Here is a 20,634-nt window from a genome sequence, read left to right on the forward strand (position 1 = left end):
GCTTTTTTTTGTCTATTGAGTTCAACTGTGTTCAACTATATTCCGCTGTGTTTTGCTATATGTAGCTGCCTTGATTGATCTAACTGGAGATGTCCGACGATGTTTAATCCCAAAAAACTAATGGCCGACAATAAAGGCTTCATCCTGTTCATGCTCGGCATGGTGCTGGTGCGCAGTGCGATGGCAGATTTCTATCTGGTGCCTTCCAGTTCTATGTACCCAACGCTGGTAGAGGGTGACCGAGTAATTTGCAATCGCCTGGCCTACGACGTTAAGTTGCCGTTTACCGATGTCGTACTCAAGCAAGTTGCCGATCCGCAGCGCGGTGATATCGTTACTTTTATCTCACCGCAAGATGGTGTGAGATTAGTCAAACGCCTGATCGCAGTGCCTGGAGATACAGTTGAAATGCATGATGAACAGTTAGTCATCAATGGGGTGCCAGCCAATTACAAAGAAGCATTCGATAGTGCTGAAAATCATCTGACACCAGCTCGTGAATATTCCGGTAAACAGCTGGTGTATCAGGAGACGGTAGGAGATAAACAGCACGGCATTATCATCATGCCAGAGCGCCAAGCTATGCGATCTTTTGGTCCTGTCAAAGTGCCTGAGGGTCAATATCTGATGTTGGGCGACAATCGCGATAATAGCAAAGATTCGCGTTATATCGGTTTTGTGAAGCGGGAATTGATCACTGGGCGTGTCAGTCGCTTATTGTTTTCACTCGACGGTGATAATTATTATTTGCCGAGATTAGAGCGGGTTGCAGCGAGGACTTAAGCTGTCATTGCGCGGATGTTATTTGATGTTTATTTCAGGCTATAGGGCAAAATTCAAAAGCTAATCCAATATTGAGACGTTGGATTAGCTTTTTGGTTTAATGATGGTTGTCAGTAAAATAATCGGCACTCGCACTCTGAATATCATCATATAAAGTTTCTTCTGAAGTAAAACTTGTTTTGCCAGGCAGATGCGGTTCTTGTACAAAATAATTACACAATATGGCTCCGGCTATTGGTATCAGCCAGACCAGTCCTAACTGAATGTATTTTTGTGTTAATTCTAAATTCTTACTCCGCCAAATGCGAATGCTTACAAAAATATTCAGACACAACAGTGCAGCTATCGCTAATGTAAAGATTATTTCCAGACTATTCATTGATTTTGACGTTCTTTTTTTACGAAGTCAGACTGATGTAGCAACATAACCCAGTGTCTCTGAAATCTGCTCTGCGGTAGAGATCAGATCGCCTAGCCATTCTTCTTGCAAGCGGTCTGCTGGTGCGGAAATCGAGAGACCCGCAATCATCTTGCCACTATCATCGCGTATGCCTGCTGCCATGCAGCGTACTCCTAGCTCTAGCTCTTCATTGTCGCGTGCATAGCCATTTTCGCGCACGTCACTAAGTTCTTTTTCTAGCTTGTGTAAATCAGTGATGGAGTTTTTGTTGTGTCCTGCGAGGCCTGTGCGGGTAGCGTAAGCGCGGATTGCTTTTGGCTCGTCCAGGGATAAAAATAATTTGCCCGTAGAGGTCAAATGCAGGGGTGCTCTGCCGCCGATTGCGCGTACCACCTGCATGCCGGAGCGCTCTGAAAAGGCGCGGTCGATGTACACAATCTGATCGCCTTGGCGCACAGATAAGTTGACTGTCTGGTGCGTCTGACGATGTAGTGTACGCATAAATTCCAGCGCTGCCTCACGCACGTTTAAACGACTTTTGACTATATTGCCTAGCTCTAACAGACGCATGCCCAGTCGATAAGAACCGGCTTCAGCTCGGTCTACAAAACGCGTCGTGACCAGATCATTCAAAATCCGGTGTGCGGTGGAGGGGTGCAGACCAGTGACAATGGCAAGTTCTTTTAAACTTACCGGGTCTTGGTAGCGAGACAAGGCATCTAGTAGTGAGACTAGACGTTCTATTACTTGAATGGCAGTTTTTTCTGAGCCGAGCGTATCGTTTTTCATATTATGGTTGGTGCATTGCAATAGCTCTTTATACCATAATGTGAAAAGCAAGTCAGCTAATTGGTGACCTAAGTCGAGGCAAATTGACAACGATTTTTGGAGTTCTCTGATCTGTTCGCAGGCGAATAATCACCAATTGCAACCAACATCAGTAACGGTACTCAAGGCAATTGGAATCACCGCAAGCAAACCCGCCCCTGCAAAGGCATTGCGACAATCTTTCCGCACGGTTTTTTTTACTTTTTCACCAAACTGTTTTTCTACACTTTGATCACGCGCAAAACCTAGCTGCATCTTTTCTATTTCGCTGTGCTTGCCACGGCGATATTCTTCTTTGGCAGTTTGTCTGATATTTTCTAAATCCAAATGTGTGTCATGCGTATCATTAGTTGACGTAGTTATTTTGTCCCCCGAAGTAAGCTCGGCTAGTGGTGTGATGGCTGCAGTAGTCTGTGGCTTGCGCATATCTTCTGTCGCCGGCTTTGGAGGATTGCTGGTATTTGCTAGTTTAGTGTTAGTGACTTTGCTCGCTATGACTGGCGACGTTGTTTTAGCTGGTGTCTTAGGTTTTATCTGAACGAAATTCAGATCGATATAAGTGACTGCGGCTTGCTCCATATCTCTTTGCAATGGCGCTCGCCCCAATTCAAATCGCATCAGCAGTATCAGGGCTGCATGCGCTGCCAGGATAAGGGCGATGGTGGTCAGGTGCTGCGGAATTTTATGTGCAATCGCCATGTTTTGGTTTGGGATGGTGAAGGATGCTTAGAGTTTATTTTAAGCTTTGCTGCTATTTGAGCATCTCATTTGAGATTGGTTCTCACAAGGCTAAAAGAATTTTCATTTTATCAAGTCTGCGCGGCAAACATTTACATCATGTACGAAATACTTGTCGCAATGTACTGTTAAAATCGGCGCGACTATTGTTTTCTGTGTAATCCATAAACTTTCACCCATAACGCCCCGTTGCCATTTCAGGAATTATTCATGAGCGATCAAGAACAAGCCGTTAGCGAATTTAAAAGTAAGAGCGGTCTTAAACGTATTTTCTCCGCATTTTTTTATTCGATTGATGGATTTAAATCGGCCTGGAAAAATGAGCATGCATTCCGACAGGAGCTGGTCTTGGTAGTCATCGGTATTGTCGTCGCACTGGCGCTGCCGGTGTCATCGTTTGAGAAACTGATGATGATTGCCAGCTTGCTGTTGATCTTGGTGGTGGAGTTGATTAATTCAGCCATCGAGGCAGTGGTGGACAGGGTATCGCTAGAGCGTCATACCTTGTCTAAAAACGCGAAAGACTTTGGCAGCGCTGCTGTGCTGCTGACTTTTTTAATCTCGGTGGGCACTTGGGGTGTGGTTTTATTTAACCGCTTTTACTATTGATTACTACTAGACCAACACGCTTATATTTAGCAGATATTTGGACTCAATAACTGTGTGTAGTGGTACAAATATCATATACTCCCCTCAATTTTATTAAAATTGTGCCTATCGTCCAAATATTATATGGACAATGAAAATATACTATATGGGAGTATATAATTTACTTATGAGAAAAAAGTCTAGTTTTTTCTATTTTTACTTATCTATTTAGTTGCTTAACTCGCCAATTAGCCAAATTTTCAGAACCTGAGTTCAACACGCCGGGTTGCTTCAGGCAGATTCAGAATCACCTATCTTTAACCAGCTTGCCTACTTATCGCGACTGTCTACCATGACCCATATTCCTCACATAACTTCAACTCACGATCTCGCTTTATCTGACGCATTGACTACTTGCATCAACAATAAAACCAAGCCTTTGGGCAGTCTTGGTATGTTGGAGCGGCTCGCCAGGCAAATCGGATTGATTCAGCAAACTACTCAACCTGTGCTGACTCAGGCGGCGATTATTGTATTTGCGGGTGATCATGGTGTGGTGGCGGAAGGTATCTCCGCGTTTCCGCAAGATGTCACCTGGCAGATGGTAGAAAACTTTTTGGCAGAGGGTGCGGCGATCAATGTGTTTGCCCGACAAAACGCGATTGCGCTGCATATTGTGGATGCCGGTGTCAAGCATGACTTTGGCGTGCGTACGGGTTTGCTGGATCGTAAAATCGCTGGCAGCACGCGTAATTTTGCCAAAGAAGCTGCGATGTCGGCAGAACAGTGTTTGGTGGCGCTGAAGAACGGCCAAGAGATCGTCGCTGCTTTGCCTGGTAACGTGCTTGGTTTTGGCGAAATGGGTATAGGCAACACCACGTCCGCCGCTGCTTTAATGCATCAACTGACGGGCATCCCTGTTGCTGATTGTGTAGGTGCTGGTACTGGGTTGGATGCAGCAGGTATCCGCCGCAAGCAACAAGTGATTGAAGATGCGGTTAAATTGCATGGCAAACAGAGTGATCCTTTGGCAGTATTGGCCTGCTTTGGTGGATTCGAAATTGCAACGATGGTCGGTGCCATGCTGGCTGCGGCAGAGCGTCGCATGGTGTTACTGATTGATGGTTTTATTGTGACCAGCGCATTATTGGTCGCGGCCAGATTGCAGCCAGCTATTCTCGATTATTGCGTCTTCGCCCATTGCTCGGACGAGAGCGGACATGCCAAGATGCTGGCCGCATTAGAGGCGCGTCCTTTGCTGCAATTGGATTTGCGTTTAGGTGAGGGTACGGGTGCCGCCTTGGTGTATCCGTTAGTGCAAGCGGCAGTTAATTTTATGAATCAGATGGCGACGTTTGAATCAGCCCAAGTCAGCGAAAAATCCTGATATTAGCCACGCTACTCTAAAACAATGATGCATCAAATTCGCCTCTTTTTTATTGCCTTGCAATTTTTTACGCGTATCCCGATTCCGTCTTGGGTCGGGTTTGAGGCGGCGTGGTTACATCAGGCATCGCGTTATTTTCCGGCAGTTGGGTGGGTGGTCGGCTTGGTCACTGCGACGGTGTTTGGTTTGGCATCTCTGGTATTGCCACAGACGGTGGCGGTTATTTTGTCGACCGTGGCGGGCATTATGTTGACAGGCGCTTTTCACGAAGATGGTTTTGCCGATGTTTGCGATGGTTTTGGGGGAGGCATGACACCAGAGCGCGTATTAGACATCATGAAGGACTCACGTGTTGGAGCATATGGCGCGATTGGTATTGGCATGCTGCTGCTAACCAAAGTGAGTGTACTTGCCAGCATGCCTGCGTCGTATGTGATCCCTGCATTATTGGTCGCCCATCCCTTATCACGGTTGGCATCTTGCAGCCTGATTTTTTTGATGGACTATGCGCGGCTGGAAGGGAAAGCAAAGCCCTTAGCGCAGCATATGTCGGGGTTGGAATTAGTAGTCGCTTGCGCCACCGTTTTTTTACCGGCCCTAGCTTTATTTTATGTGCAGTTGCTGCCGTTAAAAAATCTTATGCTAGGCGTCATTTTGTTGTGTCTGGCAAGTTGGTGGCTGGCACGTCTGTTCAAGCGCAGGATTGCGGGTTACACCGGTGATTGTCTGGGCGCGGTGCAGCAATTGTCCGAAGTCGCGTTTTATCTCGGTCTATGCAGCTTTATCTGATCCGTCACCCCAAGCCCGAGATCGTATCCGGTATTTGTTACGGGCGCTCTGACATCCTTAGTTCAGAGGTTGAATGTGAATTGGTATTGCCTGCATTAAGAGCCGCATTACCTGCGGATATTCCAGTCTATTCCAGCCCTTTACAACGATGCGCGCTGCTGGCAAATTATTTGCATCCTGCGCCTGTTTTCGACCCACGTTTGATGGAGATGGATTTTGGTGATTGGGAATTAAAGAGCTGGGATCAGATTCCGCGCGCAGAGATTGATGCCTGGGCTGCTGATGTCAGTAATTACCGGCCTGGTGGTGCAGAAAACGTAACAGAGATGGCAGCACGCGTGATACATTTTCTGCAAGATGCAAAAAACATAATGATGAATGCAGGACAACAGCATCTTGCAGTAGTATGTCACGCAGGTACGATGCGTTTAATGTTGGCATATCAGCCTGCAATCGATCTTATTGCTTTAGCAAAACGGGTAGAGAGCTATCCACAAACGATAGGTTTTGGTGAATGCAAACAATTGCAACTAGGCGAATGTAACATTTAGGTCCAATGTTAAAATTGGTGAAATCACACCAATTGAATTGTTAATGCTGAAGTATGCCAGCTCAGCAAGGAATGTATTAATGATAGAACTACGTAAAAGTCCCAGGGTGAATGTCACCTGGCGAGCCGTAATCAAGCTGGCAAACGGGCAATTGATGCCTGCAAAAATCGTGAATATTTCGACGGGTGGCGTATTGCTACAGTGCCCAGAAAAGTTGGAAGTCAATGCCGAATACCAAATCATGATGGAAGTACCTAGCATCGATTTCGCCAAGAAAGAACAATTTAAAGTTCCTTGCAAAGCCCACATACAACATATCATTTTGACTGGCGATTTTTATCGGGTCGGGGTGAAGTTTAGCGAACTGTCCGATTTGCATCAGCGCTTGCTCGATGCCTGGATTTCCAAATCCACTGTAAGCGATCAATCTAATTAGCCCACTGTAAAGTGGGTCGATTGCTGCGTCGATTCGCCGCGAAGCGATATTTTTCCGGTCCTTACGGCGGCTAGTTACCACGTCGAACCGAGTCTTTCGCTTGCCGCCAAACCGCTATCGCCTTAGAATGGCGAAGTTTTGGTGCTCGCAGACATATCCATGTCTGCGGTTAAACGGGAAACACAATGCAAAGTTTGATTTTTGCAAGCGTGTGCTGCCCCCGCAACGGTGAATAAGCGCTGTATCGAGATTGACTCAATCATGTCAATGAACAGATCAATGATCTGATCAATACAGCCAGCCTTTCGCATATACCACTATGTCGTCGTTCAGGCATGGGAAGGTCGGAAGGTGATGCTTGTCAGCCCGGATACCGGCCAGAATAAGTGAAGCGTCATCCGTAATCAAGTTCATTGATGTTGATGAGCGTTGGTGAATGCCGATGATGCTTTGTATTCATGCAGCCTGCGGGGACGTTGGCTGCTTGCCCCTTTTCAATTGTGATCATGACCTCTGCATTTAAACCGCTCGCCATCAGCTTTGCTGTGGCCGCTGCTTTTTCCTCTTCTTCTGTGTTTGCTCAATCGGCTGTTCAGCCCAATGCGAGTCAACAGAATTCCGATAACACTAACAACGCCGCAAATGTTGTTATCACTGCTGGCCGTCAGGTGCAGGCAGCTAAAGACGTATTGGCTGATAACGTAGTAATTACTGCTGCTGATATCGCCAAGTCGGGCGCGGCCTCTGTTGCCGAATTACTGCAACAACAACGTGGTGTAGAAATCACGACAAACGGCGGCGCAGGTACCAATGCTTCTGTGTATATCCGTGGTGCAGGCAATGCTCAAAACGTCGTGTTAGTAGACGGCATACGAATCGGTTCTTCCACTACTGGTGGCGCTACCTGGGCGACAATTCCTTTGGCGCAAATTGAGCGTATCGAAATTGTGTACGGCCCTTTAAGCAGTCTGTACGGCGCTGATGCAATGGGTGGCGTGATACAGATTTTCACTAAAAAAGGTGGCTCTGTTATTACCCCGACAGTGTCAGCAGGATTGGGTAGCTACGGTTTGAAGAAATTGGCCGCTGGTGTTTCTGGTGCGACCGACAATCATTTCAGTTTTGCCCTGAACGCTGCTCATGATGAGGCTGATGGTTTCTCGGCAACCAAGCCAGGCGCAGGTCCATACTCCTACAACGCAGACAAAGATGGCTACACCTTAGACAGCGTCAGTGGTCGTTTAGGTTATGAAGTGATGAAGGGGCATGAGTTGGGTCTGACTTTCTTGCAAAGTCGTTTGAGTGCCCAGTTTGATGCAGGTCCTGGCTACGATGACCGCAGCATCCAAAAGTTGGAAACCTTAGCAGTGTTTAGCAAAAACCGTATCGCGCCTAACTGGCTCAGCACTGTGCAACTGGCACAGACAGCAGATAAAAGTTTTACCGATGCCTCCTATGGTCAAAGCCAGATTGACACGACCCAGACTAGCTTTAACTGGCAAAATGACATCATGCTTGGCAAGGATGTTTTGCAATTAGTTTATGAGCACCGCGAAGAAAAAGTGAACGGTACTACAGTAGAAGTCGAGGGCAAACGTAAGACCAATTCGGTAGCTGGTTCTTATGTGTTTAAGCAAGATGCTCATCTGGCCAGCGCCAGCGTACGTTACGATGACAGTTCACAGTACGGTTCTAAAGCGACTGGCAGTATCGCTTACGGCTATCGCTTAACCAATGCATTGCGTGTGAATGCAAGTTACGGTACCAGCTTCCGTGCACCGACGTTTAATGAACTGTATTACCCAAGTTATGGCATTGCGACTAACAAACCAGAACAGGCAAAAAATGCCGAGATCGGGATGTTCTACGAAGATGATATGACGCAGTTCAGCGCCGTGTATTACTCCAATAAAGTGACAGATTTACTGGTGTATGCCAATGTTTGTCCGGTCCAACAATCGACACATCAGTATGGTTGCGCCTATAACGTCAACAAGGCAACTTTGTCTGGTTTAACTTTAGGCGGCTCTACTCATCTGGGTGATCTGACATTGCGCGGATCATTGGATTTGCAAGATCCAAAAGATGATACAACTGGTTTGCGTCTGGCGCGCCGTGCTAAGCAACACGGTAGTCTGGCAGCTGAATACGCATTGGGTAAAACCAAATTGGGCGTAGAAACGCTATTCTCTGGCCAACGTTTTGATGATGTTGCTAACAAAAAACCATTGGCTGGTTATAGCTTATTAAACCTATATACAAGCTACGACGTGGCCACCAACTGGTCTTTGATTGGCCGCTGGAACAACGCGCTGAACAAAGAGTATGAACTCGCTAAAAATTATGCAACAGCCGGTTCTAATGTATTTGTTGGCGTGAATTACGGTTTTAAGTAAATCTACATTCAGCTCAAATTAAGTTAAATTTAAGCGTGGAATAAATTGATTTTCCCTTGCCCATTTTTTGCTAGCAGAAGATCGGCAAGGAGTTTAAATAGAGTGTGCAGCTTGATGTACAGCTCGATATGCAACTTATGCCAATACGGCAAATTGTGACAGATTTTTCCTGTCGATTTCTTCCATAAGGCTGACCGTGACTCTTGCTACTTCTTCCGGCTCCGGCATTGTTTCCTCAGCGATTACCAACAAACAGCCTAATTCCTGGCGCGCCTCACGCATCATTGGTATTTTAATTTTTTTGTCGCTCATCAGCATCGCTATAGCTTGTGTGACTGGCTCAGTCTCACTGTCTTTTTCAGAATTATTCCATGGCTTGCTAGAACTATTGAACGGCAAGCCTTCAACCCTTGCAGCGACTTTATTAGAGCTGCGTTTAAGCCGTGCGATGCTCGGGTTTGTTACCGGCGCGACCTTGGCTTTGGCCGGTGTATTGATGCAAGCCCTGCTGCGTAACCCTCTAGCTGATCCTTACGTACTGGGTATTTCTGGTGGCGCATCGGTTGGCGCATTGACTGTTATGTTGTTGATCGGTATGAGCTGGTTAGTCGATTTGGCCGCGTTTGGTGGTGCGATTGCTGTCGCGGCTTTGCTGTTTCTTTTAGCGTATCGTGATCTGCGTGGCAGTGGCAGTTCTGACGGTAGTGCGCCATTGTTATTACTGACGGGAGTGATCGTTCAGGCTGGTTGTGGTGCCGTGATTACCTTGATGCTGTCCATCGCACCAGATAGCCGTTTGCGCGGTATGGTGTTTTGGATGATCGGTGATTTGTCCAATGCCGACGCACGCGTTTTCCCCTGGGTGATCTGGATTGTCGTCTTATTATTTGCCTTGCGTATGGCAAGGGCAATTAATGTTGCCGCCATGCATGCAGATAACGCCATGACCTTGGGTATCAATATCGGAAAATTACGCCAGGCCTTATTTTTCTGTGCGGCTTTGTTAACCGCCAGCGCAGTCAGCAGCGCCGGTAGTATTGGATTTGTCGGATTGATTATTCCGCATGCCTGCCGTTTTGCGTGGGGCGCAGATCATCGCTTATTGATTCCTGCTGCGAGTCTGGCCGGCGGTAGTTTTTTAGTCCTGGCTGATACCTTGGCACGTACAGTCGTCGCGCCCCAGCAATTACCAGTTGGCGTGATCACGGCCATGATTGGCGTGCCGCTATTTTTGCTGCAACTGCATCAGTTAAGAAAGCAGGTGCGCTGATGAATGCAGCTCTCCAAACAGTACAAACATTATTAAGTACAACCGATTTGCATCTGTCTGTCGGCAAACGCACGCTGGTAACGGAGTTGCAATGGCAAGTCAATACTGGTGAATGCTGGTGCATCATCGGACGTAACGGCGCCGGCAAAAGTACCTTGCTGCGTACCTTGGCAGGTATGCGTGCCATCGAGCAGGGTAATGTCGCAATTAAAAATAAAAAAATCCAGCAATGGTCGCTCACAGACTTAGCAAAAGAACGTTCCTTTCTGCCACAGGGCAGGATAGATGCCTTTGGTTATAGCGCTATCGAAACCGTATTGAGTGCCCGCCATCCATATCATGATGCGCATTATTGGGAGTCAACTAGCGATTTGGAATTGGCGCATCAAGCCTTACAGGCACTCGATATTGCCGACATGGCAGAGCGCGATGTACGCAGCTTGTCCGGTGGCGAGCGGCAACGTGTGGCGATCGCTGCTTTACTGGCGCAAGATGCCAATTTAATGCTGTTAGATGAACCCGCCAATGCGCTGGATTTGGCGCATCAGGTCAGCGTGATGCAATTATTTTCTCGCTTATGTCAGGAGCAAAATAAGGCGGTCGTGATGGTCAGCCATGATCTTAATCTGGCACATCGGGTCGCCACTCACGCCTTATTATTGATGGGTGACGGACGTTGGCTGGCTGGTGCCGTCGATGATGTGATGACCGCCGACAAACTCAGTCTTTGTCTGGGTCATCCGCTGGAATTAGTACAGCATGGTGAGCAGACTATTTTTTTACCCGGACACTAAATCATGACTCAAGAAAATAACACGCTGGAAGACAATATCAACACCCGTCATCTACGCCGCATGCAGCGTAAAAAAGAGTTGATGGATCAAAAGATCGATGCCGCACAGCGCAAGACGGGCGTCGTAGTGATTAATGCCGGGAATGGCAAGGGCAAAAGCTCTAGCGGTTTTGGCATGGTGATGCGTGCGATGGGGCATGGCATGCAAGTCGGCGTGGTGCAATTTATTAAAGGTGCGATGTCGACTGGCGAAGAGATTTTCTTACGTCGTTTTCCAGAGGAAGTCAGTTTCCATGCCATGGGCGAAGGCTATACCTGGGAGACCCAAAACCGCGAGCGTGATATTGAAAAAGCCCAGCTTGCCTGGAAAAAAGCCCAAGAGTTTTTGCGTGATCCCGCAATTGGCATGGTCTTGTTAGATGAGCTGAACATCGCGCTTAAATACCATTATCTAGACGTGCAACAAGTGATTGCCGACCTCGATGCTCGTCCAGAAATGCAGCACGTGATCATCACCGGGCGCGGTGCTTTGCCGGAGTTAATTGAAGTCGCCGATACCGTGACCGAGATGCAAGTCGTCAAGCATGCCTTTAAAGATGGCATCGTCGCGCAAGCCAGGATTGAGTGGTAAAAATCATATACTCCCCATCTATTTTGATATAAATGGCCAGATGTCCAGTAATTATATGGACAGTAAAATATACTGGATATGAGTATATTTATCTGCCTTAATTCTGATCTGCACAAATTTCATGACAAAACACACCACGTCCGCTCGCGTTGTCCTCATCTCCGCTATCGCTTCTGGTCAAGGCAAAACCACGGTAACAGCGGCATTGGCACGTAAGTTGGTGAAACTGGGGCAGCGGGTGAGAGTGTTTAAAACCGGTCCAGATTTTATCGATCCCATGATGTTGCAACGTGCCAGCGGTGCGCCAGTGTTATCGCTGGATTTATGGATGGTCGGCTTGGATGCGTCGCAAGCCATGCTGGCAAAAGCAGCGGCTGAGGTAGATGTGATTTTGATTGAAGGCGTGATGGGTTTGTATGATGGCAATCCCTCTTCAGCCGATTTGGCGCGCGCATTTGGCGTGCCAGTATTGGCGGTGGTAGATGCTTCTGCAATGGCGCAAACCGTCGGCGCAGTGGTGATGGGGTTGCGTGATTTTGGTCCGGTACCGATGGCCGGCGTGATTGCCAATCGGGTAGCATCAGTAGGGCATGCCAAAATGGTGGCTGACGCGATGCAAAAAATTCCGGCACCTGCGATGTCGATGCTGGCGAGCTTACCGCGCCAAGAGCAAGCTTTACCCGAGCGTCATTTAGGGTTGGTCTTACCTGATGAAGTCGCACAAATCGAACAAATTTTAGAGTCGCAAGCCGATCAGCTGGTATTGGATTTGGATGCATGGAATGCTTTGCCACTGACGCAATTTGAGCAAATCATACCGGCTGAAAATACACCAGCGGTTTTAAAAGGCAAGACCATCGCCATCGCCCGCGATGCCGCTTTTGCGTTTATCTATCCCGCCAATTTAGCATGTCTGCACGCCTTGGGGGCAGAGATTAAATTCTTCTCGCCTCTGGCAAATCAATCCGTACCGCCAGATGCAGATGCGGTATATCTGCCCGGCGGTTATCCTGAACTGCATGCAGAAACTTTGAGTCAAGCTGAGCAATGGCAAACGTCGATATGCGCCGCGCATGCGCAAGGAATGCCAATTCTGGCGGAATGCGGTGGCATGATGGCATTGACCGATAAGCTTATTTATCAGACGAGTGAAGTAATGAACGATCAGCCAAATAGTCCGCACAATACCGCACAAAAAAACACTTGGAACATGGCAGGCATCATCCGCGGTCAGGTTGTTATGCAAAAACGCTTAGCGGCCTTGGGCGCGCAAGCCTGGCTCAGCAAACATGGTGAATTACGTGGGCATACTTTTCATTATTCACGCTTTGAGACTGGCTTAGTGCCTGCTCACCACACGATAAAGCATGCAAATCAAGAGGCAGGTGAGGCAATTTATCGTGACGGTAATTTGTATGCTTCTTATTTTCACGCTTACTTCCCATCAAATCCGGTCGCCGTTGCCCATCTGTTTTTAGGAGAGCCGATATGACGCGCACTCTGGTTTTTGGCGGTGCCCGTTCGGGTAAAAGTGCTTATGCCGAACGCCTGGCAAGTGCTTCTGGTAAATCGGTAATTTATCTCGCCACTGCACAGGCGGGCGATGCCGAAATGCAGAGCAGGATCGCACACCATCAGGTACAGCGCCCGGCTGAATGGGTGACGGTGGAACAAGCTTTATTACTTGCTGATGCGATCAATCGGCACAGCACAGCAGACAATCTTATTCTGGTAGATTGCCTGACCCTGTGGTTATCGAATTTATTATTTGCCGAGCAGATCGATTATCCTGATGTCGGCAAAATTACGCCGTCGGATATCTTTACCGAGCAACGTAGCTTGTTTTTAAACACCTTGGAAACTTGCGCCGGAGATGTGATCATGGTCTCTAACGAAGTTGGTATGGGCATCATTCCCCAAGGTGCAATTTCGCGTTGGTTTGTTGATGAGGCAGGGCGCTTGAATCAAGCCGTAGCCGCGCGGTGCGAACAAGTGACTTGGGTCGCCGCAGGTTTGCCGTTGCATTTAAAATCTAAACATTAAACTGGTTTCTTTAACTCGATATCACTAATGTTACCAATACCAACAACAACGCCGACTACGCCAATAACCCCAACATCATGTTAATGCTGACTTCCAGTTTGGTTTTACTTTGCGTTGCACTAGGCTTGGCATTGGACACCTGGTTGGGAGAGGCGCGGCGCTGGCATCCGCTGGTCGGTTTTGGCAACCTGGCAAACCTGTTTGAATCTTACCTGAATCGTCCCAACGCCAGTCGACTGATCGGTGCCTTAGCGTGGTGTTTGGTGGTCTTGCCGATTGTTGGCCTGACACAGGCGCTGCTAATCTGGTGTACGCACTTCAACCTTTGGCTGGCTGTGGCGGCGCATACCGTCTTGCTGTATTTATGCATAGGCTTACAAAGCTTGCGCGACCACGCTGAGCCGATTTTCCGCGCGCTGATCAAAGGTGATTTAGCCGAGGCCCGACTCCGCACGTCTTACATCGTCAGCCGCGATACAGCGCAGGCGACCGAGCAGGATTGTTCTAAAGCGGCGGTAGAGTCGGTGTTAGAAAATGGTTGTGACGCCGTGTTCGGCACCTTGTTCTGGTTTGTAATTCTCGGTGGTGCTGGCGCAGTGTTGTATCGTCTGGCGAATACACTGGATGCTATGTGGGGTTATCGCACGCCACGCTTTTTACGCTTTGGCTGTGTCGCCGCTCGCATTGATGATGGTCTCAACTGGATACCTGCAAGACTCACTGCGATCTCTTACGCTGTTTTGGGCAATACGCAGCTTGCGTGGCAATGCTGGCAGAAACAAGCACCTCAATGGCCTAGCCCCAATGCAGGACCAGTGATGGCAGCCGGAGCCGGTGCGCTGGAGGTCACGTTAGGTGGTCTGGCTAGTTACGACGGCGTGCCAGAACAACGACCAACTTTAGGTGCGGGTAAACCGCCGATGGCGCGGGATATTCCAAGAGCATGGCTGTTGGTGCGCAACGCCAGCTTGTTATGGCTGGGTTGTTTGACCATCGCCGCGACTCTGCTGAATAGATAACAAGGCACATTTTGGTATGCTAGAACATGGCGGCAATCTACGTGATGCGATTACTCATTTTGGTCGGCCGCTAGCGGAGTGGTTAGATTTATCGACTGGCCTGAATCCGCATTTTTATCCGGTATCGCCAACATTATTGACCGCGAATGCCTGGCACCGTTTACCTGAAAAATCTTTGGCATTAAGCCAGGCTGCCCAAGCATTTTATGGCGCGCCAGCGATGCTAGCCGTAGCGGGAACGCAAGCCGCAATTCAGGCTTTGCCCTATCTTCGGCCAGCATCTAAAGTCGTAATATCGGCTCCGTCATATGCCGAGCATGCACATCAATGGCGGCATGCGTATAGCCTGAACGGGTATAACGAATATCAACGACATGAGGTCCGTGAGCTAGCTTACGACCAATTAGCAACAGCAATTGCCGACGCGGATGTAGTCGTAGTCTGCAATCCTAACAACCCGACTGGCGCAACTATCACGCAAGATATTCTGTTGGACTGGGCAGCACAATTAGCACGTCGGGGTGGGTGGCTGATCGTGGACGAAGCCTTTGCTGATACGACACCAGCCATCAGCGTTGCTGTCTTTGCCGATCGTCCAGGTTTGATCGTACTGCGCTCCATTGGTAAATTTTTTGGTCTGGCAGGATTGCGACTCGGCTTTATCGCCGCACAAATAGATTTGCTCCAAGCTTTAGAAAATCACTTAGGACCTTGGACCATCAGCGGCCCCGCACAAGCGATTGCCTGCGCCGCATTCAATGATCACGACTGGCAAAATTCAACCCGCATCCGCTTAGCTGCACAGGGCGAACGTCTGAGAAGACTATTGCAGTCACATCACATCAACTGCAGCGGCACGGATTTATTTCAATGGTGTAGCGAGAAAAGTTTAAGCTGCGATGCCGAATTATTTTGGCAGCGCATGGCAGAGCAAGGTGTATGGCTGAGACTATTTCGCACATCGGCGCGCGGAGTGCGTTTTGGATTGCCTGCTGACGAGGCTGGTTGGCGGAGGTTGGAGCAGGCGTTGCAAGTAATGTAAAGAATATACGTCTTGTATTAGCGTTATAGTAATATCTTGCATCGCACAACGGTAGCCATCGAAGGTGATGTGTTTTGATGTGTTTTGATGTGTTTTGATATGTTTTGATATGTTTATAAGTAACATTCAAATCACTCTATCGTAAATTGATAGTTATAAAAATCTGCCTAATCTATTTTCTGAAAACAAGAACAACCAATGACCCAAACCTCCAACAACTTAGCCACAGAATCTTGGGCGATTGCCGATCTCCCGCGTGGTGATTTCAAACAAAGCCAGTATGGGCGCATCATTTTACCGTTTTGCCTATTACGTCGCTTAGAGTGCGTATTGGAAGCGAGCAAAGACGCGGTACTGGCTGAGTATCAAAAAGTGCAGGGGATGAATTTGCCGGAGGAGGCGCAAGAGAAATTAATATTGCGTGCGACTAAAATCGGTACTGAATCACTAAGCTTCTATAACACCTCCAAAATGGATTTGTCCAAGCTTGGCGAGAGCGGTATCAAAGCTAATCTGGAAAGTTATATCCAAAGCTTCTCCAAAGATGCCCGCGAGATTTTTGAGTACTTTAATTTTGCTGAATTCATCGGTCAACTCAACGATGCGAACTTGCTCTACAAAGTGGTACAAAAAGTCCGTACCATCAATCTCAGCCTTAACGCCGTTTCCAATCATGATATGGGTCTGGTGTTTGAAGAACTCATCCGCCGCTTCGCTGAAGGCTCCAACGAGACAGCGGGTGAGCACTTTACCCCACGCGATATTGTCCGCCTGACGACTTCTCTAGCGTTTATGGAAGACGATGATGCGTTGACTAAGCCCGGTATTATCCGCACTATCTACGACCCTACAGCAGGCACAGGCGGCTTCTTGTCAGCAGGGATGGAATACGTGCATGAGCTGAATCCTAACGCCGTCATGCGCGCTTATGGGCAAGAACTCAACCCTGAAAGCTACGCCATCTGTAAAGCCGATATGCTCATCAAAGGGCAAGAGGTCGGCAATATCAAGCTTGGCAACACGCTCTCCAACGACCAGCTGTACGCCGATAAGTTTGATTACATGCTGTCCAATCCGCCGTTTGGTGTTGATTGGAAAAAGATCGAACAAGAGATCATTGACGAACACCATCACAAAGGCTTTGATGGTCGCTTTGGTGCGGGTTTGCCAAGGGTATCGGATGGCTCCTTATTATTCCTCCTACATCTCATTAGCAAACTACGCGACGCCAAGGACGGCGGTGGCCGTATCGGTATCATTCTGAATGGTTCACCGCTGTTTACGGGTGGCGCAGGTTCGGGCGAATCAGAAATCCGTCGTTATATTCTGGAAGCCGATCTATTAGAGGCCATCGTCGCCTTGCCGACTGATATGTTCTACAACACCGGCATCGCTACTTATGTCTGGGTACTATCGAATAAAAAAGCCAAAGATCGCAAAGGCCAGGTGCAACTGATCAACGGCGTTAACCTTTGCGGCAAGATGCGCAAATCCTTGGGCAGCAAGCGCAATGAGATGAGTGCCAATGACATCGCCACCATCACCCAATGCTTTGGCAAGTTTGAAGTCGTCGATGCGCGTGAACTAGATAAACCTGCCGAAGTCAAAAGCAACCGTGGCCGCCAGTCAGCAAACCCAAAGACTGAGGCTGCCAAAACCTTTGCTGCCAAGATTTTTAAAACCTATGAATTTGGCTATCGCCGCATTACGATAGAACGTCCCTTACGCCAGTCCTATCAATTCTCAGACGACCGCATCGCCACGCTGCGCTTTGAGTCAGGCGCACTCAACAGCATCATGCAATGGGCTTATGCCGAGTTTGCACAACTACCGGCTGCAACGTGGAGCGATGCCCCAGATTGCCCTCACTATGGCGATCTAAGCCAGCACGAAGAAGCGATCCGTCGTTACATCAAAATCCATTTCGCTGATCTTAAAGAAAAGCAAATCAAAGACCTGCTCAACCGCACTACCTGGACCAGCGCCAAAGCAAGCCTGCTCAAAGCCCAAGCACTGCAAGCACAAATCGGGAGTGCACAGTTTGATGATATGAACGACTACGATGATGCGATTGCCAAAGCCGCTAGGGCAGCGGGGATCAGCCTCGATGCTAAAGATAAAAAAGTGATCGAGTCTGCCGTTAGCTGGAAAAACCCAGAAGCCAAAGCAGTCATTAAAAAAATTCATAAGACCAAAGCCGACCCGATTTACGGCTTGTTTAACGTCGATGGCAAAACCATCGAATACAAAGCCGATGGCGACTTGCGCGATTTTGAAAACGTTGCCCTCGATCCGTCTAAAACAGTCAACGAGATCAACGAAGCCTACTTCAAAAAAGAAGTTCAGCCGCACGTACCAGACGCCTGGATCGACGCCAGCAAAAAAGACGATAAAGACCAGCAAATCGGCATCGTCGGTTATGAAATTCCGTTCAACCGCCATTTCTACCAATACCAACCACCGCGTAACCTAGCAGAGATTGACGCCGATCTGGATGCTGTGAGTGCGGAAATCATGAAGCTGTTGCAAGAGGTGCATTCATGAGTAAAAACCTTGCAAAGGAAGATCAGCCCGACTTCTCCGAAGTCGTCCACCTGATCGCCGCAGCACGCCAACACGCCTATCAAGCCGTCAATACCACCCTGATTGACTTGTACTGGCAAGTAGGTGCCTATATTAGCAATAAGATCAAAGCAGCAGAATGGGGCGATGGCGTGGTGGATGCACTGGCGAAACATTTAGCGGTGACCCAGCCCAACTTGAAAGGTTTTACGCGCCCTAATTTGTTTCGCATGCGCCAATTTTATGAGGCTTATCAAGGTGATCAAATTGTCTCGGCACTGCTGAGACAATTGCCATGGACACACAATCTCATCATTCTGAGCCGTAGCAAGCATCCTGAAGAACGGGTTTTTTACCTCAAGACGGCGGTACAAGAGAAATGGTCGAGTCGTGAACTAGAGCGACAATTCAACACGGCTTTGTTCGAGCGCATGGTGTTAAATCCCGCAAAACTCTCAACAAGCTTGAGAGAAACGCAACCAGAAGCCTTCAGCGTTTTCAAAGACAGCTATGTCGTTGAATTTCTCAATCTGCCGCAAGACCATAGCGAAGCCAACTTACAGCAGGGCTTAATCAGCAAGCTCAAGCAATTTCTGATCGAACTCGGGCGCGATTTCTGTTTCGTTGGCAGTGAATATCCCGTGCAAGTGGGCAAGCAAGACTTCGCGCTCGACCTGCTGTTCTTTCATCGTGGCTTGAATGCCCTGGTCGCGATTGAATTGAAAGTCGATCGTTTTAGTCCAGCCCACTTAGGACAACTCAACTTCTACCTCGAAGCCCTGGACCGCGACCACAAAAAGCCGCACGAAAACCCTGCCATTGGCGTATTGCTGAGCGCCAGCAAAGACGATGAAGTGGTCGAATACGCCTTAAGCCGCAGCTTGTCACCTGCAATGATTGCCGAATACCAAACCCAGTTGCCCGATAAAAAACTACTGCAAACGAAATTGCATGAGTTTTATCTGCTCAATGTTGCGCAGGGGGAGGGGCTATGAGTCGGTATAAGGCTTATGCGGAATATAAGGATTCTGGGGTTGAGTGGATAGGTAATTATCCCAGCGAATGGGAATTAACTCGCGTTAAATTTGAGTCGTATGTAAAAGCTAGAGTAGGTTGGCACGGGTTGAAATCTGACGACTTTACAGATGAAGGCCCTTATTTAGTTACAGGTTCTGATTTTAGAGGGCCACAAATTAAATGGGAAGATTGCTATCACTGTGATTTGTCTCGCTACGAACAAGATCCCTATATTCAGTTGAAAAATGGCGACTTATTGATAACAAAAGACGGAACAATAGGCAAAGTGGCTTTAGTTTCTAATTTGAACGGAGATGCCACACTTAATAGCGGGGTTTTTGTTGTCAGGCCATTAGGAGGTCGCTATATAAGTAAATTTTATTTTTGGCTTCTTCATTCGAGCGTGTTTACCGGTTTCGTTGATTTTAATAAAACTGGCAGCACAATTGTTCACTTATATCAGGACACTTTTGTAAATTTTCGTTTTGCAATGCCTCATCTAATCGAGCAAGAAAAAATCGCCAATTTCCTCGACCACGAAACCGCCAAGATCGATACGCTGATCGCGAAGCAGCAAGAGTTGATCAAGCTGCTGAAAGAAAAACGGCAGGCGGTGATTAGTCATGCCGTTACCAAAGGCCTCAACCCCAACGCCCCCATGCGCGACTCCGGCGTAGAGTGGTTGGGTGAAGTTCCGGCGCATTGGTCAGTTTCGTCTATTGGATATCATGCTCAAATTTCGACGGGCGCGACTCCTGATCGAACAAATTCAGAATATTGGAATGGTGATATTCCATGGATAAAAACTGGCGAGGTGCGGTATAACGAAATATTTGAAACCGAGGAATATATTACTGAACTTGCGATTTCAAACTCATCAGTCAAAGTGTCGCCAGCAGGGACTCTCCTCATGGCGATGTACGGCCAAGGTGTGACACGAGGTCGTGTAGCAATATTGGGAGTTCCAGCGACATACAATCAAGCGTGCGCCGCAATAAACGCTAGTGAGAGATTTTTCAATCAGTATTTACGGTACTACTTCATGAGTGCGTATCATGCAATTCGAGATGGCGGGAACGAAACTAGCCAAATGAATCTAAACGCAGATATTGTTGGCAAGTTCAAAGTAGCGATTCCTGATCTTGAGGAGCAGCATCAAATCGTCGAATTTCTAGACAGGGGGTTGGAGAGATTGGATAGCTTAATAGAGCACGCTGTATCCGCGATTGATCTCATTCAAGAACGCCGCACAGCCCTAATCTCCGCTGCCGTCACCGGAAAAATCGACGTACGCGATTGGCAGTCACCCAGCGATGCGGCCACCGCCGTCTAAACATGTTTAATTGATTGAAGCATTTATC

21 protein-coding genes and 1 riboswitch are annotated in these 20,634 nt (G+C 48.0%); of the genes, 17 read left to right on the top strand and 4 right to left on the bottom strand.

Annotation, left to right across the window (positions count from 1 at the left end):
* Nucleotides 1-99 precede the first annotated feature (99 nt).
* Entirely contained in the window at nucleotides 100-783 is a 684-nt protein-coding gene (gene lepB / locus RGU72_RS05845; protein WP_322118838.1) for a signal peptidase I, read from the top strand.
* Nucleotides 784-880: 97 nt separating this feature from the next.
* On the opposite strand, the gene RGU72_RS05850 is transcribed toward lepB, so the two are convergent.
* From RGU72_RS05850 to RGU72_RS05860, 3 genes are all read right to left on the bottom strand, one after another.
* Complete coding sequence (locus RGU72_RS05850; RefSeq protein ID WP_322118839.1) at nucleotides 881-1,162, bottom strand: hypothetical protein; 282 nt, start codon at nucleotides 1,160-1,162, stop codon at nucleotides 881-883.
* Between the two features lie 27 nt (nucleotides 1,163-1,189).
* On the bottom strand, nucleotides 1,190-1,972 hold the full coding sequence (locus RGU72_RS05855; protein ID WP_322118840.1) for an IclR family transcriptional regulator: 783 nt from the start codon (nucleotides 1,970-1,972) through the stop codon (nucleotides 1,190-1,192).
* Nucleotides 1,973-2,101: 129 nt separating this feature from the next.
* On the bottom strand, nucleotides 2,102-2,710 hold the full coding sequence (locus tag RGU72_RS05860; RefSeq protein WP_322118841.1) for a hypothetical protein: 609 nt from the start codon (nucleotides 2,708-2,710) through the stop codon (nucleotides 2,102-2,104).
* Between the two features lie 249 nt (nucleotides 2,711-2,959).
* Between RGU72_RS05860 and RGU72_RS05865 the strand changes: the two genes are divergently transcribed.
* The 6 genes from RGU72_RS05865 (at nucleotide 2,960) to RGU72_RS05890 (ending at nucleotide 8,896) form a co-directional block, all read left to right on the top strand.
* Nucleotides 2,960-3,358, top strand: a complete 399-nt coding sequence (locus RGU72_RS05865) for a diacylglycerol kinase (RefSeq protein ID WP_322118842.1) — start codon at nucleotides 2,960-2,962, stop codon at nucleotides 3,356-3,358.
* A gap of 331 nt (nucleotides 3,359-3,689) precedes the next feature.
* Nucleotides 3,690-4,724 carry a nicotinate-nucleotide--dimethylbenzimidazole phosphoribosyltransferase gene (cobT, locus tag RGU72_RS05870; protein WP_322118843.1) on the top strand — a complete coding sequence of 345 codons (1,035 nt, stop codon included), beginning with the start codon at nucleotides 3,690-3,692 and terminating at the stop codon, nucleotides 4,722-4,724.
* 27 nt (nucleotides 4,725-4,751) lie between these two features.
* Nucleotides 4,752-5,513 (top strand): adenosylcobinamide-GDP ribazoletransferase, encoded by a 762-nt coding sequence (locus tag RGU72_RS05875; protein ID WP_322118844.1) that lies wholly within the window; start codon nucleotides 4,752-4,754, stop codon nucleotides 5,511-5,513.
* Nucleotides 5,498-6,064 carry a histidine phosphatase family protein gene (locus RGU72_RS05880; protein ID WP_322118845.1) on the top strand — a complete coding sequence of 189 codons (567 nt, stop codon included), beginning with the start codon at nucleotides 5,498-5,500 and terminating at the stop codon, nucleotides 6,062-6,064. Before RGU72_RS05875 ends, RGU72_RS05880 begins: the two co-directional genes overlap by 16 nt.
* 79 nt (nucleotides 6,065-6,143) lie before the next feature.
* On the top strand, nucleotides 6,144-6,500 hold the full coding sequence (locus RGU72_RS05885; protein WP_322118846.1) for a PilZ domain-containing protein: 357 nt from the start codon (nucleotides 6,144-6,146) through the stop codon (nucleotides 6,498-6,500).
* 122 nt (nucleotides 6,501-6,622) lie between these two features.
* Nucleotides 6,623-6,897, top strand: a riboswitch (cobalamin riboswitch).
* Between the two features lie 109 nt (nucleotides 6,898-7,006).
* The gene (locus RGU72_RS05890) at nucleotides 7,007-8,896 is read left to right on the top strand and encodes a TonB-dependent receptor domain-containing protein (protein WP_322118847.1); all 1,890 of its coding nucleotides are present in this window, start codon (nucleotides 7,007-7,009) and stop codon (nucleotides 8,894-8,896) included.
* Between the two features lie 135 nt (nucleotides 8,897-9,031).
* On the opposite strand, the gene RGU72_RS05895 is transcribed toward RGU72_RS05890, so the two are convergent.
* Nucleotides 9,032-9,208 (bottom strand): hypothetical protein, encoded by a 177-nt coding sequence (locus RGU72_RS05895; RefSeq protein ID WP_322118848.1) that lies wholly within the window; start codon nucleotides 9,206-9,208, stop codon nucleotides 9,032-9,034.
* A gap of 10 nt (nucleotides 9,209-9,218) precedes the next feature.
* Between RGU72_RS05895 and RGU72_RS05900 the strand changes: the two genes are divergently transcribed.
* From RGU72_RS05900 to RGU72_RS05945, 10 genes are all read left to right on the top strand, one after another.
* Entirely contained in the window at nucleotides 9,219-10,166 is a 948-nt protein-coding gene (locus RGU72_RS05900; RefSeq protein WP_416200154.1) for a FecCD family ABC transporter permease, read from the top strand.
* A complete protein-coding gene (locus tag RGU72_RS05905; protein ID WP_322118850.1) occupies nucleotides 10,166-10,960 on the top strand; it encodes an ABC transporter ATP-binding protein in 795 nt (264 codons plus the stop codon). The genes RGU72_RS05900 and RGU72_RS05905 overlap by 1 nt, the downstream gene beginning before the upstream one ends.
* Before the next feature lie 3 nt (nucleotides 10,961-10,963).
* A complete protein-coding gene (gene cobO / locus RGU72_RS05910) occupies nucleotides 10,964-11,590 on the top strand; it encodes a cob(I)yrinic acid a,c-diamide adenosyltransferase (RefSeq protein ID WP_322118851.1) in 627 nt (208 codons plus the stop codon).
* A gap of 121 nt (nucleotides 11,591-11,711) precedes the next feature.
* Nucleotides 11,712-13,082 (top strand): cobyrinate a,c-diamide synthase, encoded by a 1,371-nt coding sequence (locus tag RGU72_RS05915; protein WP_322118852.1) that lies wholly within the window; start codon nucleotides 11,712-11,714, stop codon nucleotides 13,080-13,082.
* Complete coding sequence (gene cobU, locus RGU72_RS05920; protein WP_322118853.1) at nucleotides 13,079-13,633, top strand: bifunctional adenosylcobinamide kinase/adenosylcobinamide-phosphate guanylyltransferase; 555 nt, start codon at nucleotides 13,079-13,081, stop codon at nucleotides 13,631-13,633. The genes RGU72_RS05915 and cobU overlap by 4 nt, the downstream gene beginning before the upstream one ends.
* A gap of 77 nt (nucleotides 13,634-13,710) precedes the next feature.
* On the top strand, nucleotides 13,711-14,652 hold the full coding sequence (gene cbiB / locus RGU72_RS05925) for an adenosylcobinamide-phosphate synthase CbiB (protein WP_416200102.1): 942 nt from the start codon (nucleotides 13,711-13,713) through the stop codon (nucleotides 14,650-14,652).
* 16 nt (nucleotides 14,653-14,668) lie between these two features.
* A complete protein-coding gene (gene cobD / locus RGU72_RS05930; RefSeq protein ID WP_322118854.1) occupies nucleotides 14,669-15,694 on the top strand; it encodes a threonine-phosphate decarboxylase CobD in 1,026 nt (341 codons plus the stop codon).
* 198 nt (nucleotides 15,695-15,892) lie between these two features.
* Complete coding sequence (locus RGU72_RS05935) at nucleotides 15,893-18,238, top strand: class I SAM-dependent DNA methyltransferase (RefSeq protein WP_322118855.1); 2,346 nt, start codon at nucleotides 15,893-15,895, stop codon at nucleotides 18,236-18,238.
* Complete coding sequence (locus tag RGU72_RS05940) at nucleotides 18,235-19,251, top strand: PDDEXK nuclease domain-containing protein (RefSeq protein ID WP_322118856.1); 1,017 nt, start codon at nucleotides 18,235-18,237, stop codon at nucleotides 19,249-19,251. Before RGU72_RS05935 ends, RGU72_RS05940 begins: the two co-directional genes overlap by 4 nt.
* Entirely contained in the window at nucleotides 19,248-20,606 is a 1,359-nt protein-coding gene (locus tag RGU72_RS05945) for a restriction endonuclease subunit S (RefSeq protein WP_322118857.1), read from the top strand. The genes RGU72_RS05940 and RGU72_RS05945 overlap by 4 nt, the downstream gene beginning before the upstream one ends.
* Nucleotides 20,607-20,634: the final 28 nt, after the last annotated feature.

Origin of the sequence: Undibacterium sp. 5I1, from assembly GCF_034314085.1 — a bacterium.
In the GTDB taxonomy this organism is placed as follows: Bacteria; Pseudomonadota; Gammaproteobacteria; order Burkholderiales; family Burkholderiaceae_D; genus Undibacterium.

Excerpts from the sequence above, each read along its gene's own strand:
- RGU72_RS05860 (WP_322118841.1), bottom strand. The coding sequence starts at position 2,710 with ATGGCGATTGCACATAAAATTCCGCAGCACCTGACCACCATCGCCCTT.
- cobD (WP_322118854.1), top strand. The coding sequence starts at position 14,669 with ATGCTAGAACATGGCGGCAATCTACGTGATGCGATTACTCATTTTGGT.
- RGU72_RS05895 (WP_322118848.1), bottom strand. The coding sequence starts at position 9,208 with ATGAGCGACAAAAAAATTAAAATACCAATGATGCGTGAGGCGCGCCAG.
- RGU72_RS05850 (WP_322118839.1), bottom strand. The coding sequence starts at position 1,162 with ATGAATAGTCTGGAAATAATCTTTACATTAGCGATAGCTGCACTGTTG.
- cobT (WP_322118843.1), top strand. The coding sequence starts at position 3,690 with ATGACCCATATTCCTCACATAACTTCAACTCACGATCTCGCTTTATCT.
- RGU72_RS05915 (WP_322118852.1), top strand. The coding sequence starts at position 11,712 with ATGACAAAACACACCACGTCCGCTCGCGTTGTCCTCATCTCCGCTATC.
- RGU72_RS05935 (WP_322118855.1), top strand. The coding sequence starts at position 15,893 with ATGACCCAAACCTCCAACAACTTAGCCACAGAATCTTGGGCGATTGCC.
- RGU72_RS05890 (WP_322118847.1), top strand. The coding sequence starts at position 7,007 with ATGACCTCTGCATTTAAACCGCTCGCCATCAGCTTTGCTGTGGCCGCT.
- lepB (WP_322118838.1), top strand. The coding sequence starts at position 100 with ATGTTTAATCCCAAAAAACTAATGGCCGACAATAAAGGCTTCATCCTG.
- cobO (WP_322118851.1), top strand. The coding sequence starts at position 10,964 with ATGACTCAAGAAAATAACACGCTGGAAGACAATATCAACACCCGTCAT.
- cobU (WP_322118853.1), top strand. The coding sequence starts at position 13,079 with ATGACGCGCACTCTGGTTTTTGGCGGTGCCCGTTCGGGTAAAAGTGCT.
- RGU72_RS05875 (WP_322118844.1), top strand. The coding sequence starts at position 4,752 with ATGCATCAAATTCGCCTCTTTTTTATTGCCTTGCAATTTTTTACGCGT.
- RGU72_RS05855 (WP_322118840.1), bottom strand. The coding sequence starts at position 1,972 with ATGAAAAACGATACGCTCGGCTCAGAAAAAACTGCCATTCAAGTAATA.
- RGU72_RS05945 (WP_322118857.1), top strand. The coding sequence starts at position 19,248 with ATGAGTCGGTATAAGGCTTATGCGGAATATAAGGATTCTGGGGTTGAG.
- RGU72_RS05940 (WP_322118856.1), top strand. The coding sequence starts at position 18,235 with ATGAGTAAAAACCTTGCAAAGGAAGATCAGCCCGACTTCTCCGAAGTC.
- RGU72_RS05905 (WP_322118850.1), top strand. The coding sequence starts at position 10,166 with ATGAATGCAGCTCTCCAAACAGTACAAACATTATTAAGTACAACCGAT.
- RGU72_RS05865 (WP_322118842.1), top strand. The coding sequence starts at position 2,960 with ATGAGCGATCAAGAACAAGCCGTTAGCGAATTTAAAAGTAAGAGCGGT.
- cbiB (WP_416200102.1), top strand. The coding sequence starts at position 13,711 with ATGTTAATGCTGACTTCCAGTTTGGTTTTACTTTGCGTTGCACTAGGC.
- RGU72_RS05885 (WP_322118846.1), top strand. The coding sequence starts at position 6,144 with ATGATAGAACTACGTAAAAGTCCCAGGGTGAATGTCACCTGGCGAGCC.
- RGU72_RS05880 (WP_322118845.1), top strand. The coding sequence starts at position 5,498 with ATGCAGCTTTATCTGATCCGTCACCCCAAGCCCGAGATCGTATCCGGT.